The 19,105-nt window shown below is 35.9% G+C and carries 21 protein-coding genes; 9 read left to right on the plus strand and 12 right to left on the minus strand.

The window, feature by feature from the left end; genetic code table 11:
* Window positions 1–8: 8 nt before the first annotated feature.
* The 7 genes from IV57_RS07480 to recX form a co-directional block, all read right to left on the minus strand.
* The gene (locus IV57_RS07480; RefSeq protein ID WP_057880893.1) at window positions 9–920 is read right to left on the minus strand and encodes an amidohydrolase family protein; all 912 of its coding nucleotides are present in this window, start codon (window positions 918–920) and stop codon (window positions 9–11) included.
* Window positions 921–933: 13 nt separating this feature from the next.
* A complete protein-coding gene (locus IV57_RS07485; RefSeq protein WP_057880894.1) occupies window positions 934–1,944 on the minus strand; it encodes an aldo/keto reductase in 1,011 nt (336 codons plus the stop codon).
* A gap of 18 nt (window positions 1,945–1,962) precedes the next feature.
* Window positions 1,963–2,550 (minus strand): maltose acetyltransferase domain-containing protein, encoded by a 588-nt coding sequence (locus IV57_RS07490; protein ID WP_201782904.1) that lies wholly within the window; start codon window positions 2,548–2,550, stop codon window positions 1,963–1,965.
* Window positions 2,550–2,909 carry a MerR family transcriptional regulator gene (locus tag IV57_RS07495; protein ID WP_057880896.1) on the minus strand — a complete coding sequence of 120 codons (360 nt, stop codon included), beginning with the start codon at window positions 2,907–2,909 and terminating at the stop codon, window positions 2,550–2,552. The genes IV57_RS07490 and IV57_RS07495 overlap by 1 nt, the downstream gene beginning before the upstream one ends.
* A gap of 91 nt (window positions 2,910–3,000) precedes the next feature.
* Window positions 3,001–3,879 (minus strand): LysR family transcriptional regulator, encoded by an 879-nt coding sequence (locus tag IV57_RS07500; protein WP_057880897.1) that lies wholly within the window; start codon window positions 3,877–3,879, stop codon window positions 3,001–3,003.
* Between the two features lie 61 nt (window positions 3,880–3,940).
* Entirely contained in the window at window positions 3,941–4,474 is a 534-nt protein-coding gene (gene ntdP / locus IV57_RS07505; protein ID WP_057880898.1) for a nucleoside tri-diphosphate phosphatase, read from the minus strand.
* Window positions 4,475–4,875: 401 nt separating this feature from the next.
* The gene (gene recX, locus IV57_RS07510) at window positions 4,876–5,646 is read right to left on the minus strand and encodes a recombination regulator RecX (protein ID WP_057880899.1); all 771 of its coding nucleotides are present in this window, start codon (window positions 5,644–5,646) and stop codon (window positions 4,876–4,878) included.
* A 67-nt stretch (window positions 5,647–5,713) separates the two neighbouring features.
* Here recX and rlmD point away from each other — a divergent pair, with 67 nt between their 5' ends.
* Window positions 5,714–7,096: a 23S rRNA (uracil(1939)-C(5))-methyltransferase RlmD gene (gene rlmD, locus IV57_RS07515; RefSeq protein ID WP_057880900.1), complete on the plus strand. Its 1,383-nt coding sequence runs from the start codon at window positions 5,714–5,716 to the stop codon at window positions 7,094–7,096.
* Between the two features lie 2 nt (window positions 7,097–7,098).
* Window positions 7,099–7,836 carry a class I SAM-dependent methyltransferase gene (locus IV57_RS07520; protein WP_057880901.1) on the plus strand — a complete coding sequence of 246 codons (738 nt, stop codon included), beginning with the start codon at window positions 7,099–7,101 and terminating at the stop codon, window positions 7,834–7,836.
* A 121-nt stretch (window positions 7,837–7,957) separates the two neighbouring features.
* Here IV57_RS07520 and IV57_RS07525 read toward each other — a convergent pair whose 3' ends face one another.
* On the minus strand, window positions 7,958–9,052 hold the full coding sequence (locus IV57_RS07525) for a mandelate racemase/muconate lactonizing enzyme family protein (protein WP_057880902.1): 1,095 nt from the start codon (window positions 9,050–9,052) through the stop codon (window positions 7,958–7,960).
* Window positions 9,053–9,275: 223 nt separating this feature from the next.
* Between IV57_RS07525 and IV57_RS07530 the strand changes: the two genes are divergently transcribed.
* Entirely contained in the window at window positions 9,276–9,476 is a 201-nt protein-coding gene (locus IV57_RS07530) for a helix-turn-helix transcriptional regulator (protein WP_236704339.1), read from the plus strand.
* Window positions 9,477–9,498: 22 nt separating this feature from the next.
* Here IV57_RS07530 and IV57_RS07535 read toward each other — a convergent pair whose 3' ends face one another.
* From IV57_RS07535 to IV57_RS07545, 3 genes are all read right to left on the minus strand, one after another.
* Window positions 9,499–10,218, minus strand: coding sequence for a GntR family transcriptional regulator (locus IV57_RS07535; RefSeq protein ID WP_057880903.1), 720 nt, complete (start codon window positions 10,216–10,218; stop codon window positions 9,499–9,501).
* A gap of 368 nt (window positions 10,219–10,586) precedes the next feature.
* Window positions 10,587–10,937 (minus strand): VOC family protein, encoded by a 351-nt coding sequence (locus tag IV57_RS07540; RefSeq protein WP_057880904.1) that lies wholly within the window; start codon window positions 10,935–10,937, stop codon window positions 10,587–10,589.
* Window positions 10,927–11,793 (minus strand): DegV family protein, encoded by an 867-nt coding sequence (locus IV57_RS07545; RefSeq protein WP_057880905.1) that lies wholly within the window; start codon window positions 11,791–11,793, stop codon window positions 10,927–10,929. The genes IV57_RS07540 and IV57_RS07545 overlap by 11 nt, the downstream gene beginning before the upstream one ends.
* 147 nt (window positions 11,794–11,940) lie before the next feature.
* Here IV57_RS07545 and IV57_RS07550 point away from each other — a divergent pair, with 147 nt between their 5' ends.
* The 5 genes from IV57_RS07550 (at window position 11,941) to IV57_RS07565 (ending at window position 16,829) form a co-directional block, all read left to right on the plus strand.
* The gene (locus IV57_RS07550; protein ID WP_057880906.1) at window positions 11,941–13,125 is read left to right on the plus strand and encodes a galactokinase; all 1,185 of its coding nucleotides are present in this window, start codon (window positions 11,941–11,943) and stop codon (window positions 13,123–13,125) included.
* Complete coding sequence (locus IV57_RS07555; protein ID WP_057880907.1) at window positions 13,125–14,570, plus strand: UDP-glucose--hexose-1-phosphate uridylyltransferase; 1,446 nt, start codon at window positions 13,125–13,127, stop codon at window positions 14,568–14,570. The genes IV57_RS07550 and IV57_RS07555 overlap by 1 nt, the downstream gene beginning before the upstream one ends.
* On the plus strand, window positions 14,570–15,559 hold the full coding sequence (locus tag IV57_RS07560) for a LacI family DNA-binding transcriptional regulator (protein ID WP_057880908.1): 990 nt from the start codon (window positions 14,570–14,572) through the stop codon (window positions 15,557–15,559). Before IV57_RS07555 ends, IV57_RS07560 begins: the two co-directional genes overlap by 1 nt.
* Before the next feature lie 82 nt (window positions 15,560–15,641).
* Window positions 15,642–15,779 (plus strand): hypothetical protein, encoded by a 138-nt coding sequence (locus IV57_RS13180; protein ID WP_157051933.1) that lies wholly within the window; start codon window positions 15,642–15,644, stop codon window positions 15,777–15,779.
* Between the two features lie 693 nt (window positions 15,780–16,472).
* Window positions 16,473–16,829, plus strand: a complete 357-nt coding sequence (locus tag IV57_RS07565; RefSeq protein ID WP_057880909.1) for a DUF1516 family protein — start codon at window positions 16,473–16,475, stop codon at window positions 16,827–16,829.
* Between the two features lie 111 nt (window positions 16,830–16,940).
* Here the strand turns inward: IV57_RS07565 and IV57_RS07570 are convergent, their stop codons facing one another.
* Window positions 16,941–17,792 carry an alpha/beta hydrolase gene (locus IV57_RS07570; protein WP_083488924.1) on the minus strand — a complete coding sequence of 284 codons (852 nt, stop codon included), beginning with the start codon at window positions 17,790–17,792 and terminating at the stop codon, window positions 16,941–16,943.
* Between the two features lie 190 nt (window positions 17,793–17,982).
* On the opposite strand from IV57_RS07570, the gene IV57_RS07575 reads away from it, so the two are divergent.
* Window positions 17,983–19,014: a branched-chain amino acid aminotransferase gene (locus IV57_RS07575; RefSeq protein WP_057880911.1), complete on the plus strand. Its 1,032-nt coding sequence runs from the start codon at window positions 17,983–17,985 to the stop codon at window positions 19,012–19,014.
* The last annotated feature ends 91 nt before the right edge of the window (window positions 19,015–19,105 follow it).

Raw genomic sequence — 19,105 nt, forward strand, 5'->3', positions numbered from 1 at the left:
ACCTTCGATTATTTTTTAAGTAAATTTTTAAAATTATCAGTGTAGATATCACTTCTTGTTGCCTCGTCAATTTCCATTTGATCAATGGCCGAAACAATTTCAGATGTTGCTCCATTAGGCATCTTGGCAAAAGGCGCATCCGTTCCAAATAAGATATGTTCCTTACCATAAAAATCTAGTGCCAATTCTAAAGCTTTAGGATTACCCAAAATAGCTGTGTCGACATAGAATTTCTTGAAGTCGTTATATTCTACTTCTGACATTGTGAATTTAATTCTTTCAGCAAAGAACGGCACCATTGAGCCAGCGTGATGAACAATTATTTTTAAATTAGGATACTTTTCAAAATAGCCTGCTTTGACAATTTGATACATCGCCTGCGTCAATTCATATTCCCAACTAAATGTAATATTATTATCCGGTTTCCTAGCATCAAATACAGGGTGTAACCATATCGGTAAGTTCAACTCCGACATCTTGGCAAAGACCGCTTCAAAATCAGGATCAGCAATTGATTTACCTAACGCCCGTGTAAATAATTGAATTCCGACAAATTTGTTATCCGCTGCTACTTGCTTGGTAATAATTTCTAAGGCTTGATCAATATTATTCATTGGTACCATAGCCACAGCATTTTCAAAAATATCGTTATTATCAGCGACCATTTTTAACATTTCATCATTGGCTTGATAACACAACTCTGCTGCAACGGGACCATCAAAATAATCCTCTGGATTCAAGTTAACATTCGAAATGATCTGTTTAACATCCGTCGGAAAATTTTGATGTCTAATCGCCATATCGGTTAATGATGGAATTTGAACAAACGGATTTTGTGCAACAATATTGGGTACTTGTTGTTGCATCTTATTCAATAATTCTGCTGGTAAAACATGTGCAAAAACGTCTAATTTTGTCATCTAACAAAACTCCTTAACGTGTAAAATCATTTTCTTGTTTTGAATAGGCACCAACAACTTGATGAGGGACATACAATTCTTCTAAATAATTTACGTCCTCCGTAGCCAAATTTACCTTTAAAGCATCAACTGAACTAGCTAGATGATCCGGATTAGTAGCACCGACAATTGGAGCAACAACTTGTTTCTTCTGCAACAACCAAGCCAAAGCTACTTGTGCCATCGTTATTCCGTATTTATCGGCTATGTCGCTGACACGTTTAACAATCTTCATATCATTTGTTTCTTCAGCATCATATTTACTACGAGCAACTTTATCAGTTTCTGAACGTTTGGTTCTCGCATCCCAAGTTGGACGGGTCAAATGTCCTGAAGCTAGTGGGCTATATGGTGTTACCGCAATATTCTGGTCTTCACAAAGTGGCATCATTTCTCGTTCTTCTTCACGATATAACAAATTCAAATGATTTTGCATCGAAACAAATTCAGTCCAATTATGAGCTTTAGCAATCGCTTGAGCTTTTTCAAATTGCCATGAATACATCGCTGAAGCACCGATATATCTAGCTTTTCCAGACTTAACCACATCATGCAAGGCTTCCATAGTTTCTTCAATTGGGGTGTTGTAATCCCAGCGGTGAATAATATAAAGATCAACATAATCCATTTGTAAGCGATTTAAGCTCTGATTAATCTGAGTCATGATAGCTTTTCTCGATAAACCATGTTGATTAGGTTTGTCTGACGGTGTAAAGAAAACTTTCGTAGCGACGGCTATTTCATCACGATTGGCATTCTTCTTTAAAGCCTTACCAAGAAATTCTTCACTGTCACCATGTGAATAAATATTAGCTGTATCAAAGAAGTTAATTCCTAAGCCTAAAGCCTTTTTAACCACAGCTTCACTAGTTTCTTCACCAACAGCCCAAGGAAACATTTCATTTCCCGGACGTCCAAAGCCCATTGTTCCTAAACAAATTCTCGAAACATCTAAACCTGTATTACCTAATTTTCGATAATCCATACTATTTACCTCTCTTAATTATTTGATTGCTGGTAATTCTTTGATCAATTTGGCTGGTACGCCACCAACAACACTGTTATCAGGTACATCTTTGGTAACGACTGCACCTGCTCCAATGATAACGTTATTACCGATATGAACGCCACCGACAACGGTTACATTGCCACCGATCCAAACGTCATTGCCAATAAAAATTGGTTTGGTATAACTGATTAAATATTTATCTCCATTGGCACGTGTCCCAAAACGCTTTGTTGCATCCATAGAGTGATTACCACAATAGAATTTACTATCGGGACCAACCAACACACGGTCACCCAAAGTAATTAAATTGGAATCCTGGAAATTACAATTACCATTGATAAAGACATTATCACCAATACTCATATGTTTTCCATAAAGGATACTAACTTGACCATTCAAAGCAAAATCATTGCCGACTTGCTTGAACATATCTTTGATAGCAGTCTGTCTTTTAGTTTGATCACTGGTTTGATTAACGATTTGCAAAAGTCTGCGACAATTCCCCATAATATCTTGAATCTCAGGATCACGGTAATCATACTCTTGCCCAGCTAATAATTTTTCATGTTCTGTCATTGACATTACAATACTTCCTTTGATTTATTTTTAATTTCATGACACATATAATCGATTTTTTCCAATTGCTTTTCCTGTTGATGAATCAAAGCTAGTTTAGCTTTTCTTTTTTGAGTTAAAAAGTCAATTCGTGTTTGTTGCGAATCATTAACCTCTAACAATAAGCGCATATAATGTTCGATTTCTTTATTCTCGAAACCAATATTATGGAGTGTCATAATCGTGCTCAGACGTTCCAAATCAGTATCATCATATTGCCACTGCCCCATTACTATCTTTACGGCATCACAGAGTCCCCATGATTCGTATTCATTCAAAATTTTGATTGGTATTTGATATTTTTGACTAACTTCTATTTTATTCATAATTTTTCTCTCAAAAAAAATAAGTATTCCTTAACGGAACACCCATAGTATGAAGTCTTATGTCAGATATGTCTAATACTTGTTATAAATATCAAGACATGTCTTTTAAGTATTTCTTAGCAAAATCAATAAACTCACTGACTGTTCGTGAAGAAATCTGATCGGCCTTCCAAGCCAGGACAGAATTATATGATAACTTCGGTTGTAAGGGGACAAAATTGACTCCCTCATAATTGGATTCCAGTTTCAAACACAAAGCGATCCCCAAACCTTGTTTAACTAAAATGGCCGAATTATATAGCAGGTTATACGTCGAAATAATTTTAATATCCTTTAAAGCTGAACCGAACCAGTGATTCATTTCACTGACCATGGGATGACTCTTGGACATGATCAAAGATTCACCCTTTAAATCAGTCGGCGTCACGAATGGCAACTTTGCTAACGGGGAATCATTCGCCACTAAAATGCCCCAAGTTTCATGTTGATGCATTCTTGTAAATGAATATTTTTCGGTATCAACCGGTTCAATTAGTAATCCCAAATCAAGTAATCCCTGTTCAATCGCTAGTTTAATATCCTCAGAATTACCACTTTGCATATTAAATTTTACCAATGGATAGCGTTGATGGAATTTAGTAATAATGTCGGCCAATTCAACCATACTATGCAGTTCACCACTACCAATCGAAATCTCACCAGCCAAATCTTCTTTATCAGCGGACATCTCTTCAAGAATCTTGTCATTTAATTGACGCATTTCTTCAGCTCGTCGACGCAACAAAAGACCGTCCTCAGTTAAAGATATCTTATGGCTTTGACGAACAAATAATTTTACACCCAACTCTCCTTCCAAATTAGCGATTTGACGTGACAGAGTTGGCTGACTGACGTGTAACAACTTAGCCGCTTTAGTAATATTTTCTTCTCGGGCAATCATCAAAAAATAATTCAGTACTCGTAATTCCATCGATTTTCTCCTCTATTAAAAAAAGACCGCCACGAGGGCGATCTCTTAGGATATAGCAACCCTAATGGTGTGACAGTTCCTTATATCTTTGCATCCAAAGGTCAACATAAGCCTGTGAAAATGGTCCTTTGCCCTTATCGATCCAATCAATTAAAACGTCGACATTATCATGTAAAATCGTGTCTATTTCAGGTGGATAATTCCACATTTTACTGTGTGCAGCATACTCATCTACATCCAGCAATCTTTTTTCTCCATCCGGAAAAACTTTAACATCTAAATCATAATCAATATATTTGATGGCCTCTTTGTCCAGCGCAAACGGTGTCGCCAAATTGCAGTAATAAGATACGCCACTCTCTCTTATCATAGTTATAATATTGAACCAATATTTTTTATGAAAGTAGACTAGTGCGGGCTCTCTTGTTACCCAACGACGTCCATCTGCTTCTGTGACAAGGGTATTCTCATTACAACCAATAATTTCGTTTTCACTTGTCTTTAACACCATTGTTTCACGCCAAGTACGATGTAAATGACCATCATGCTTATAACTCTGGATTGCTACGTAATCCCCTTCTCTAGGAATTTGCATAACTTACCAGCTTTCTAAAATCTAATTCTTATCCAAAAAAATTATAACAGAGCTGTGAAACTATTAAAAGGTATACCTATCCAATTATGATTCTTGCTTATATATATTATTGTTCACTGCCGTCTTCCGCAACAAAGCCGATTTGGCTGGAACGCAGTAGGACGACTTGAAGCCAATGAAAATCACATTGTTTCCAAGCTCGACCTTATTCTAAGCAATAAATTGCTAAGAATAATTTTACTGCTGAGCCAATCGGCTTTGTTGCTCCAGACTAGGCTGCTTAACTTAATAATTTCATTATCCAACCAAAAGTATCAAACAACAAGAAACCTTGCTACTCATGATGTTTATATCAATAATACGATTTAATTCCTTAATATAACAACTACACCATCAATTTCCTAATACTCATCCTCTAAAACTCGTTTTATTTCATCATAATGATAACCCTTAGTCATTAAATAATTGATCAACTTAGCTGGCTTATCGTAACGATGCTTAACTTTGTTAACCAATACTTTTAATTTATCTAATTCTTCATCTTCATCAACTTCTAAATCTAAACTCTGAATAGCTTCTTCAATGATTTCTTTGTCAAAACCCTTTTGATACAAACTCTGACGCACTTTGGTCAACATTTGTTTAAATGAGGCCCTTTTTTGTTTACGTACTTGTTTCTGAGCAAAATCAATCGCATTCTCTAGAAGTGCATCCTGATCAATATCAAACATCTTATCCTGAATAATATTTTTGGGAACACCTTTTAAAGCTAGCTTTTGTTCAATCACTCGCTGGCCATTAGCAGTTGTTCGTAATTGTGTCGTGATAAAACTATTCGCATAGGCTTCATCGTCCAAATAGCGGAGATCCTGTAACTTCTTGATAACTAAATCAACCGCATCCCGATGATATTCCTTTTTATATAGGTAGTCTTTGATTTCTTTTTCAGTACGCAATTGATAACTTAAATAATTGACTGCATCGCCATAGGCCTTATTGATGTTCTCTCGATCTTGAATTTCTTTGATCTGTGCATCTGTTATTTCAGTCCCATTCATCAAACGATATTCAATCAAGGTCGTTTCCGCAACTGGGAACGCATACTTACCATCAAGGTAGATATTATAGCGGCCCTTACGCTTCTGGGCTTGGATTTTCGTGACTTTTGCCATTATATTATTACCTCTCCATGTTATACTCTACTATGAGTTTATCGCAAAAACATTCAAAGGAAAAACTATGAACACAAATAATATTACGCAAGAATTAAACGTTGGCGATCAGTTTCCGCTAACAATCAAACGAATCGGTATCAACGGTGAAGGAATTGGTTTCTTCAAGCATGTCATCGTTTTCGTACCCAAAGCTGTACCTGAAGATGTCATTGTTTGTGAGATCACTGATGTTCACGAACGTTTCTTAAATGGTAAGATCCACAAGATCAGAAAACCTAGTCCATTTAGAAACCCAGATGTACCAGCCTTAGCTGATGAAGTTGGTGGTTTAGACTTTGCCCACATCAACTACAAGGATCAACTAAATTTCAAATCTAACATTCTTCGTGAATCCCTTGATAAGTACAAACCATTTGCTCATGACAAATACATGATCAAACCAACGGCTGCTTCTGTTCAACAAGAGAAGTATCGTAACAAGGCCCAATTCCCTATTCAAGAAATTGATGGCGAAATTCGTTGTGGTTTATACAAAACTGGTACACAAGATCTTGTTGATCTAACTGAAATGCCTACCCAAATGGATCTAACTATGTCAGCCATGCGCAAAATCGTGCAAATGGTCAAGGATCTAAAAATTCCTGTTTTCAATCCTGAGGCTAAATCGGGTATTCTCAGCATGATCGTTATTCGTGAATCAGTTGAATTTAACCAATTACAAGTTACTTTCATCACTCGTTCACCTAAGTTTATTAAAGAACGTCAATTGATCGAACGTATCCAAAAAGAAATTCCCGAAGTTAGTTCAATTTCACAAAATATTAATAAGGAAGACAAGGGTGCTGTTTGGGGCGACGAAACTAAGCTCCTTTGGGGTGACGAATATCTTCAAGAAGATATCAACGGTTATACTTTTAACTTTTCACCACGTGCCTTCCTTCAATTAAATTCACTTCAGACTGACCGTTTGTATGATTTAGTCAACAAAGCTTTGGAACCAAACTCACGTGACGTTTTGTTGGATGCTTACTGTGGTGTCGGTACAATTGGTATTACTATGGCCAACAAAGTTAAACACGTTTACGGAATTGAAATCATTCCTGAAGCAATTGAAGACGCTAAGGAAAACGCCAAGTTAAATGATGTTGAAAATGCTGACTATTATGTTGGTTCAGCTGATAAAGTTTATCAAGAATTGCTTAAAGAAGACATTCGTGTCAATGCTGTGGTGGTTGATCCTCCACGTACTGGACTTGACACTGACTTGATGAAGGCCTTAAATCGTAATCCAGTTAACAAATTAGTTTACGTTTCATGTAATCCTTCAACTTTAGCCAAAGATTTAGTTCATTTGACCGATCAATATCGTGTAGTTTACTTACAACCAGTTGATATGTTCCCTCAAACACCACATGTTGAAACTATTGTTAAAATGGTTCGTAGATAATAATGGAAGAAAATGAATATGATAACCAAGAATTTTTCAAAGCATATAGTAATTTTCCTCGATCAGTTGAGGGTTTAAAAGCCGCTGGTGAGTGGCCTGAATTTCAAAAATTACTACCTGATTTTGATGGAAAAAGAGTTCTGGATATTGGTTGCGGTTTTGGTTGGCATGATTTATACGCTGCCAAAAATGGAGCCAAATCTGTTTTAGGAATTGATTTATCAGATAATATGCTCAAAGTCGCTAATCAAAAAAATAATTATTCAAATATTCATTATCAAAAAATGGCGATGGAAGATTTAAATTTTCCCAAGGACAGTTTTGATGTTGTTATAAGTTCCTTAGCCCTGCATTATACGCCTGATTTTAATCTTATTTGTCAGCGTGTTAATCAATGTTTAACTCAAAATGGCGATTTCGTCTTTTCAGTTGAACATCCAATCTTTACTGCCTATGGCAATCAGGACTGGATTTATGACGATCAGGGTCAAATTGATCATTGGCCAGTTGATAATTACTTTTCTGAAGGCAAACGTGAAGCCAATTTCTTAGGTCAAAAGGTTGTTAAATATCACAAAACCTTAACGACTTATCTCAATACTCTAATCAAAAATAACTTTAATATTACTGGCGTTGTTGAACCTACACCACCCGAACGGCTAATTAAAACCGTACCTGGAATGAAAGATGAATTGCGTCGACCAATGATGCTGATTATTTCTGCAAGAAAATCACATTAGTTAATTATTATAAAAAATTCTAAATCAAAAATCACACCATATTATTGTGCGTTCCTTAATTGGAATTCATAAACAATAATATAGTGTGATTTTTTGTAGACTACGGAAAACAGAATCTTTCCTAAAACTCTGAAATATATTCAGCTTGTTTGGAATTAATATTTATTCCCAAGCCTGAATTTTGCTCTGGAATCGTAATACTTCCATGATGATCTTCAATACCACCCCAAAATGGTGTATCAGCAATATAATCCAAACCATCTAAATCAATATATTTAACATTGGTTAGCCCTGCACTCAAATAGGCAGCGACTGTCATTGCGACATTCGATTCGGTAGTACAACCAAAAAGACAATCGACATTTTTTCTTTTAGCAAAATTAGCAATTTCAATTGCTTCCAATGGCCCACCACATTTGATCAACTTAATATTGATAGCCGTTCCATAACCATGCTCGATCACTTTTTTAGCATCCTCTAAGTTAAAAACCGACTCATCTGCCACTATTGGAATAGTTGTCTTTAAACTGATCTGTTTCATTTCTTCAAACATCAAAACTTTCACCGGCTGCTCAATAAATTCAATGTTTAAGGTCGATTCGTCAAAAGCTCTGATGGCATCTATCGTTTCCGCATAAGTCCAACTTTGATTGGGGTCAATTCGAATCGCCACATTACTAGGAATAATATTCTCCAATTGCAAAATTCGGTCAATTTCAGTTCCACCGTTATTAACCTTATATTTGATATGTTGATAGCCCTTCTTCAAAACTCGTTGGGTCTCAGTTATCGTTGCGGCAGTATCTAGAAGACTAACCGTAGTATCATTGGCTAAATTTCTCTCATTGACTACTAATCCTAATTCATCAGATATCTCCAACCTTTTTGACTTCGAGACTGCATCCAAAATAGCCGTTTCCATTCCATAGCGGGCACCGCTGTGATTAGAAAAACTCTGCAGAGCTAATAAAGTATCCTCAATATCCCGATTTAAAGATTCATCAAAGAAATCCTTGGCAAAGCGATACATCTCATCACGGCTCTCACCCATTAATTTTATATTCTCCGCCGATTCACCAAAACCAATCAGTCCATCGTTAAGTTTTATTTTGCAGAGGATACCCTTTAAACTTTTTGAAGTTCGGATACTCGTAATAAAGGGTCTTTTTAAGGGAATATCTAGTTTTAAAATTTGATAAGCGACTATCTTTGACATAATCTACCTCCAACCAAACAACTCAAAAATTCTAAATAATTCATCGCTAAATTGTCTATACTATAACGCTAAATTTATTTAATCAGATGTGATAAGCATTAGAATTCCCAATAGTATTTTTTTAATAGATTATACGAATATTTAAATGGTTAAGATGATTGAATTAGTGTAAAGAATTCTTTACGCTAGCCTCGAAAATAAAGTTAGAAATCAGGCGATCATCGTGATCAGGAATCAAGTCAAAGAACTACGCAAACAACATGCCTATTCGCAAAAGCAACTGGCCGAATTAGCACACGTTTCACGCCAGACTATTATTTCCATTGAAGGCGATCATTATCAACCAAGTTTGGAACTTTGCTTTCGTTTATCTAAAATTTTTAATAAGAAGATCGATGAAGTATTTCTTTATACCGAGAACTGAAAAAGCCGATGAATAATTTTCATCAGCTTTTTATATTTCCTACATTGTGCCGTACATGATAAGCAAATTCATCACTTCGAGCCACACTCAAAGTAAATTCAATAATATTATTTTGTAGATCATACGTTTGCCGTTTCAAGTGTAAACAGGGGGTTCCCTCTTGAAGCCCCATGAATTCACTATCACAATTACTAATAATTCCGGCGGAAAAATATTCATCAGCATACTGAATATTTTCATCAAATAATTGTTTAAAAACATCATACATTGACTTATCGACCAGCATTTCTTCAGTTAATGTCGGGAAAATTTTTAAGGGTAAAAAAGTCCGTTCAAACATCATCGGTTGACCATCAGCCAACCTAATTCGCTTAATTTTCAAAGTCATTTCACCCAATTGTAATTGTAAATTCTTGGCAACATAAGCACTGGCTTCCTTTTTTTCAAAACTAACTATTTTGGTTGTTGGCTTTTTTCCAAGTAGTTCCATCTGTTGACCGAATTTATAACTACTGCCTAAATCACTATTTAAATTAATACGATTAACAAAAGTTCCTTTACCATGAATTCGACGCACCATTCCTGTGGCTTCTAGTTCCAACAAGGCTAACCTTAAAGTATTACGAGAAACTTCATATTTATCAGCCATTTGTCTTTCTGAAAGCAACTTAGCATTCGTTGGTAACGTTTGAATATAACTAGTTAATTGATTTATTAATTGTTCTTGAAGGGTTACTTTCATTTAAAAGACTCCTTTTTACTACTTAATTTCAATTGTATTAACTAAAAATCTTACTTTCAATAAATTATTTATAAATTGACGTAATGTCATTATATTAACCAAATTTATCTCTCTAAAGATTAGTAAAGTCCCGCATTAATTGAATTTTCAACATCAGTCTTTAATTATACAAAAAGAGTTACCTGGCATTTCAGGCAACTCTTAAAGATTTTGACTTAAGCTCACTTCTTGTAAAGAACCAAGTTCAGATCGATATAAACTTTTGATTTAAAATTAGTCTTTGACAATGAAGTAACCTGGAGCAAATCATTTTCAATTAACAAAATACTCAAAAGCTGAATATATTTTGTTTCACTTTCTCACATTCATTAAGCTCTTGCAACAACAAAATAGTTACCTTCCGGATCTTGGAAATTAAATGTCAAAACGCCATTAACTTCACTGATCTCACCAGCACTGATCAAGTCATCATGCAATTTATCAAAATCATTCGAGAAGAACATCAATGATGGTACATTCTCTGAAACTTCTGGTGAATAAATTCTAATGTAATCCCTTGGGAAAATTGATAATTCAGTTTCTTCAGAAATAGCGACGACCACATTTTGATAACCACCATTCATTGTTTGACGAGCTACAATTTGGGCACCAAATTCATCGACCCAAAATTCCACATTCATATCAACGTCATCCACATAGATCATAATTCTAGTTTTCATTTTCAAAGTCCTTATCCCAAACGACACCCATAGTTTTTTCACCAGTATGAACACTAATTGCTGGCCCCAAATGACTCTGTGAAACTCTAGCTTCTGGGAATACTTCGGCAAAGTCATCAGCCCATTTAGTCAACATTTCACGATTATTGGAATCTACTACAGTAATGTGCAAATTCCAATCAGGATGTTCATCTGCATACTTTTGAATTTCTAAAGAAATCATTCGAAAAGCACGGTGCATCGTTCTTTCTTTATCAATTGCATAAATCTTTCCATCTTTAAAGGTCAATAATGGTTTCACATTTAATAAGTTACCAATAATAGCGGAGCGGTTACTCAAACGACCAGTTCTGCTTAAATGTTTCAAATCGTCGACCGCAAAATAAATATCGGTTGATGCTCGAAGATCTTCCAGTTTGGACACGATAACTTCTGGATCGACATTCTGTTGAGCTAAAGTACCAGCTAGCATAACGAGGTCTGCTTCAGCGGCACTGGCAGCCATTGAGTCGAATGGATAAATTTTAGCCTTGTCATATTCTTTAACAAACATGCGCAAATTATCCATAAATGAAGTAATTCCCAGTGACAAATGAATTGAAATGATATTATCATAGCCTTCGGCAACTAACCGATCATAGGCTTCTTGAATTTGTCCCATGGAAACTTGAGCTGTCGTTGGTAATTCGGGTTCATTCCTTAGATAATCATAAAATTTATCATCGGTTAATTCTTCGGTTTCTTTATATTGTTTATCTCCCAAAATGACTGTTATTGGTAAGACCGTAATATTATATTTTTCTATTTGCTCGGGTGTTAAGTAAGACGCTGTATCAGTCACTACTGCAGTTTTCATTAAATTATCCTCGTTTTCCCATTGCGTGTATCCATGCATATAATAATAACATTTTATAACTATTTTTAAATCTATTGCCCTTGTTTCAAATTCTAGAAAGCGCTATCATTTTGTTAACTAAATATTTAGTAAATATGGAGAATGACTATGGACACTAACAAAATCTTACAAGGTTACGAAACTATTTATCAGAAGGCAGCCGAAAAATTATTTTTCTCACCTGGTAGAATCAACTTGATTGGTGAACATACTGACTATAATGGTGGCAATGTTTTCCCCTGTGCTATCAGCTTAGGAACTTATGCTGCTTTTGGTCAACGAACTGATCGTACTATCCAAATGTATTCTGAAAATTTACCTGATACTGGCATCATTACTATCTCACTCGACAATTTGGCCTATAACAAAGCTGACGATTGGGCTAATTATCCTAAAGGAATGATTTATCTACTTACTCAAGCCGGGTACCAATTGGATCACGGTTTTAACCTTTATATTCACGGTAATCTTCCTGATGGTGCTGGTTTGTCATCATCCGCCTCAATTGAATTATTGATGGGTAATATTATCAATGATGTTTATAAACTTGGTATTGACCAACTCGACCTCGTTAAAATGGGCCAACAAAATGAAAATAATTATATCGGAGTCAACTCTGGCATTATGGATGAATTTGCTGTTGGTATGGGCAAAAAGGATCAAGCTATTCTACTCGACACTAATACTATGGAATACCACTATGCTCCCGTTGAATTGGGAAACAACGTCATCGTTATCATGAATACCAATAAACATCGTGCCTTGGCCGATTCTAAATATAACGAACGTCGCAGTCAATGTGAACAGGCACTTGCCTTACTCCAAACTAAACTAACTATTAAATCATTAGGTGAACTTTCAATCGATGAATTTGATCGTAATTCATATCTAATCAACGATGACATCCTAATTCGTCGCGCCCGTCATGCTGTCTTTGAAAACCAGCGTACCCTTAAAGCTATCAAATATCTTAATGAGAATAACCTAATTGAATTTGGAAAATTAGTCAATGCCTCTCATATTTCACTACATTACGATTATGAAGTTACTGGAATTGAACTCGATACCTTAGTTGAAGCAGCTTGGAAACAACCAGGAGTTTTAGGAGCTCGTATGGTTGGAGCTGGATTTGGTGGTTGTGCCATTGCTTTTGTAGATAAAGATAAAATCGACGATTTCCAAGAAAACGTTGGTAAAATTTACAAAGACCAAATCGGATACGATGCTGACTTTTATATTGCTGAAATTTCTGATGGTCCCAGTGAAATCAAAATCTCCGAGGTGGAAAAATAATGTCCTGTGTTAATGAATTTGTTGATCTAATTATCCAATCTGATAACGACTATCAAGAATTAGATCGAGTTTATCTTTACAACCGCATCTGTGCTCTAGTTGGTGACGACAATCATCAATCGGACGCTGATCTTAAACTGGCGTTAATTAAAACTGCCATTCTGAACAACAAAATCACTGATGATCCAACTAACAAGGAAATTCTCAATGATCAATTAATGGATTTTGTAACACCTTTACCTTCTCGGGTTAATCAAAAATTTTGGAATCTTTATCAACAAAGTCCCGAATCGGCAACCAATTATTTTTATCAAATGAGTCAAGATAATGACTATATCAAAGTCAAAGCCATTGCTAAGAATATCTCATACAACGTGGCGACTGATTACGGTGCTTTAGAAATAACTATCAATTTATCAAAGCCTGAAAAAGATCCGAAAGCTATCGCTGCTGCCAGTCAACAGACTCAAACTGGTTATCCCAAATGTCAGCTTTGTCTTGAAAATGAAGGATATTTAGGTCGACTAGGATATCCTGCTCGGACCAATCACCGAGTAATTCGTTTCACCTTGGGTGGTCAAACTTGGGGATTTCAATACTCTCCTTATGCTTACTTTAGTGAACACGCAATTTTTCTAAACCAAATCCATCAACCAATGATTATCAATCAGCATACTTTTAACAACTTATTAGAAATCGTTCGAATTTTTCCGCAATATTTTGTTGGTAGTAACGCTGATTTACCAATTGTGGGTGGATCAATGCTCAGCCATGATCATTACCAAGGGGGGCGTCACGATTTTCCAATGATGAAAGCTCCACTAGCACGAAAAATTGCTATCCCTGTAGCTAATGTTGAAGCTGGCATCGTTAAATGGCCTATGTCGACTATTCGTTTGTCCAGTGAGGGCCCTGAAGCTTTAGTTAAAGCAGCTACTTTAATTCACGAAAATTGGATGAATTATTCTGATGAAATGGTCGATATTAGAGCCTATACCAACGAAACCCGTCATCATACTGTCACACCGATTGCTTATCGTAAAAACGACAAATATATTCTCGATATTGTCCTTCGTGACAACCAAACTTCAGTTAAATACCCCGAAGGTATCTTTCATCCCCATCAAGATGTCCAACATATAAAAAAAGAGAACATCGGTTTAATTGAGGTCATGGGACGTGCTATTCTTCCCGCTCGTTTAAAGATTGAACTGAAAGAGGTTGAACGCTACTTATTGAATCAACCGAATAAAATGGCAGCCTATCATAAAACTTGGGCGGATCAGCTTAAGAAAAATTATGACCTTTCGGATGATAATGTGGAAAAAATTGTGGATAAAGAAACTGGTTTGATTTTTAAACGTGTTCTTGAAGATGCTGGTGTCTTCAAATGGAACGACCAAGGTCAAACTGCTTTTGATAAATTTATTGGGAGCCTAATTTAATGGCAACATTACGTGATATTGCGCACCAGGCTAATGTTTCACCAGCAACAGTTTCACGTGTCCTTAACAATGATTTAACCTTGTCTGTAACTGATCAAACTCGAACTAATATTTTGAAAATAGCGACTGATTTGAATTATAAAAAAGCTAATCACCAGAATACTCGTTTTCAAAAACACATTGCACTAGTTCAATGGTATTCTGAATCAAAGGAACAAGATGACCTCTATTACATGACCATTCGTGAAGGTATTGAGCAACAAGCTCCAACTTATGGTTTTGAAATCACCCGTATTTTCCACAATAATTTAGCCAAAATTCCAGCCGACATTGATGGCATTATTGCCGTTGGTAAGTTCAGTCGGCCTCAGGTTCAACAACTGGATAATCTGACACATAACTTAGTTTTTATCGATGATGATCAATTTGCTGACGGTTTTGACACGATACTGACCGATTTTCGTTATGGAATCAAACAAGTCATTGATTATTTTTTTGCACAAGATATTAATGATATTGGTTTGATCTACGGTGAAGAACTCACGACTGATAAATTACGTGTGATTCACGACTTTCGTTATGATAATTTTAAATATGCCTTAAGCAAATCGGGGCAATTTAATCACGAATTCTGTTTCAAAGGTGACTTTACTAAAGAGTCCGGCTATCAACAAATGAAACAAGCCATTAAATCTTTGCCCCACTTGCCTCATGCCTTTTTCATCGCTAATGATCCCATGGCAGCTGGCGCTTTAAAAGCCCTGCAAGAAGCTAATATTTCAGTTCCTAAGCAAGTTAGTATCTTCAGTTTTAATAACACAGCCTTAGCTAGTTACGTTAATCCCGAACTCAGTTCTGTCGCAGTGGCAACTACTCAAATGGGGACATCAGCAGTCGATTTAATGCAAGATCTGTTGACCAATCCTCGTCACGTTGCCAAAAGAATTGATTTAGCGACTGAATTAATTTTCAGACAGAGTACAATTTGAAATCTATCGGTCAATAAAATTGCTAGTATTTTTTAGAGTCATTACAATTAAAAGTGGATCCAGTAAAAGGAGATGCTAAGTTATGATGAACTTTGCAAACTGCCGTAGTTTTGGAAGCATGGGTTTTATGGGTGGTGACTTCTGGTTTTATGGAATCATTATTCTACTAATATTTCTCGCTGTCCTATATTTAATCAATAATAAGCATCACAATAATTAGAATGTAAATCAACGTAGTTGCTATTATACTGCCGTCTTCCGCTCGGCAATATCGGGGGACTGGAACGCAGTGGACATCGTTTTGAACCAATTTGAAGTACAAAATTGTTTCAAAATCGAGTCTTTCACTAACCTAGCCAAGTACGCTAGGTAAGAGAAATCTCACTGCTGAGCCCCCGAATTGCTCTCACTCCAGACTAGATTGGCTGTTTCTATTTTTAATTACTTAAATTAATTTAATGTTTTCTAGTTTATTTAGCTCTATAATTAACGACAAAAATAGTCCCTATTATCTGACATTATAATCAGTTAATAGGGACTATTTGCATTAAAAATATTATTCAAAATCATTTTTTACGTAAATAAAACAATTAAAATGTTATTTAGTCTGGAGTAAAAATCGGGAATGGCTCAGCCGTGACATTATCTTTAGTCAGCGATTTGTGGAGGCTGGCTTAGGATAAGACCAATCTTCAAGACAACCGATCTTTGGTTGGCTCAAAGTTGGTCCACAGCGTTCCAGCCAATTCCCGATTTTTACGGAAGACGGGAAGTTAGGCACACTCCCACTCCAACCGAGTTTGAAAAATGATTTTTATCCTACATTTAGGCGACAAATTTAAAGATTAAAACAGTTATGTCACTAACCTTTTGTTACCAATGTTACTATGAATGGTATTAGGAGGATTTTACTATGATTTGGTTATGGACACATTTAATTACTTGGTTAGTAATGGCTATTTTAATTCTATTGGCATTATTTACAAATACACATACAAAAATTTATGAAATGATTACTCGCATTGGTTACCTAGTCATTATCGGGACTGGTATCAAATTGGGCATTCGTGCTTGGTCAGTCGAACCAACACTTTTAATCGTCAAAGTCATCGTTGCTCTAATCTTCATTGCTTTGATTGAAATTGCCTTTGCTCGTAAAGAACAAAATACTCTAAGTAAATCATTAATCTGGGCTGTTATTATTTTCTGTCTTGTCACAGCCTTAATCGGTTTTGCTCTAGCTGGATGGTATCCATTTATCCAACACTAAAAATAAATATTTATAAAAAAATCACACCATATCATTGTGAATCCCTAAATTGAGATTCGTAAACAATAATGTAGTGTGATTTTTAATATTTCTATTGTTGAATAAGTTGATTTATTTCTTCCACAAAAAGTTTATCAATAACTTATCCACTTCTTTGTTTTCATGTAACTTGCTATGCTGGGCTTGTTTACCGACAATCTTCTTTTCTTGATATGAATGTGCTCGACCACTAACCAAATATTTTAACGACATTGACGAAGCGTTACTAACATCCCCATCAGAATGTGTGCCATCATTTTTATCGCCATAAATATTCAAAATATCAGTATTAGTGGGATAAACTTTTCGCAGCTTTAATAACTCTTTATAATCTTTATCCATCTTGGTTGGTTTACCATCTTTATCAAGTTTCATTTGATTAGGTTGATCGTTCATCCCTAAAATCCCATTAAAATGACCAGCAATATCAACTACTTTATTAACTTTAGGCATGCCTTTTTTCCCGGCATTATCCATAATATAATAATTGATTGCCATATTCCCCATGGAATGACCAACTAGATTAACACTCTTAAATTTATAATCCTTTTGTAATACTTTAATGACATTGGCTGCCCATTTACCTGCTGTATGATAATTAGACATTTTATTGTTATCGTAATTTACTTCAACAATTGGATTCTTAGCGCTTTTAGGAATGGATCCGATGATTTTGGCATAACCATTCGGGCTAACATTTACCCGAACAATTTTCTTAGTTACCCCAGCCTTTTTAGCTGCATTAGTCATCTGAGTTTCTGCATTGAAACTACTCCCATAACCATGGAAAAAGAGTGTTGGTGTGGAAGTTTGAACATACTTCGCTGAGTTTACCGCTTGAACATGTTTGCTAAAGCCAAAGAACCCACTCACAACCAGCATTATAGCAATAATTGTTGAGAGAATTATCCTTTTTTTATTCATAATTTACCCTCCAGATATTTTCTATCTTCATTGTATCTATCGACTAGGATTGTACCTAAGAAAAACGCTTATTTCTTAATTTATTCAAATTTAGCATTGACACTTTCGGTATCATTAATTATGATAAATCTAATGTAAATCTAATTTTTCTTTAATTTATTAGATTCAATTTAACAAAGGAGATATAAACATGGCAAAAGCAGATGCAACAAATATTGATTGGGACAATTTAGGTTTCAATTACATGGACTTACCTTACCGTTTTACGGCTCATTTTAAAGACGGACAATGGCAAGATGCTGGCTTGACAGAAGACAGCACACTTCACATTAGTGAGGCTTCTCCAGTCTTGCATTATGGACAAGCAGCTTTTGAAGGTATGAAAGCTTACCGTACACCAGATGGTCATATTCAATTGTTCCGTCCTGACCGCAATGCTAAACGTATGAAGGACTCATGTGAACGACTCTTGATGCCAGTCTTCCCAGAAGACAAATTTGTCGAAGCAGTAAAATCAGTTGTTAAAGCTAATGCTGACTTCGTACCACCCTATGGGAATGGTGCGACCCTTTATCTTCGTCCTTTGATCATCGGTACTGGTGAACAAATTGGTGTACATGCAGCTCCCGAATATATTTTCACAATTTTTGCAATGCCTGTTGGTAACTACTTTAAAGGTGGCTTGAATCCAGTTAACTTCACTACCTCACAATATGACCGTGCCGCTCACAAAGGTACTGGTCAAAGTAAGGTTGGTGGTAACTACGCTGCCAGTCTTTATCCCGGTGCTCAAGCACACGATAATGGTTTCGCCGATTGTGTTTACCTTGATCCAATCGAACATAAAAAAATTGAAGAAGTTGGATCAGCTAACTTCTTTGGTATCACTAAAGATGATGTCTTTGTAACTCCTAAATCACCATCGATCCTACCAAGTATTACTAAGTATTCTCTACTTTACTTGGCCAAGAATCGTTTGGGACTTGGTGCTGAAGAAGGCGATGTCTTTGTTGATCAACTAGACCGATTCAAAGAAGCTGGTGCCTGTGGTACTGCCGCTGTCATCTCACCTATCGGTGGTTTGGAACATAATGGTAACTTTCACGTCTTTTATAGTGAAACTGAAGTTGGTCCCGTAACTAAGAAATTATATGAAACTTTAACTGGAATTCAATTCGGTACTGTTGAGGCACCCGAAGGTTGGATTCAAGTCGTTGAATAACTATTAAAGAGCGGAACATAAGATGGTCAGCTCTCGAGCAACAAAACAAACAGGCATTAGTAATCAAAATACGGTTCTTTACCAAGTTCGG

It is taken from the genome of Companilactobacillus kimchiensis (assembly GCF_001438805.1).
Lineage (GTDB): Bacteria > Bacillota > Bacilli > Lactobacillales > Lactobacillaceae > Companilactobacillus > Companilactobacillus kimchiensis.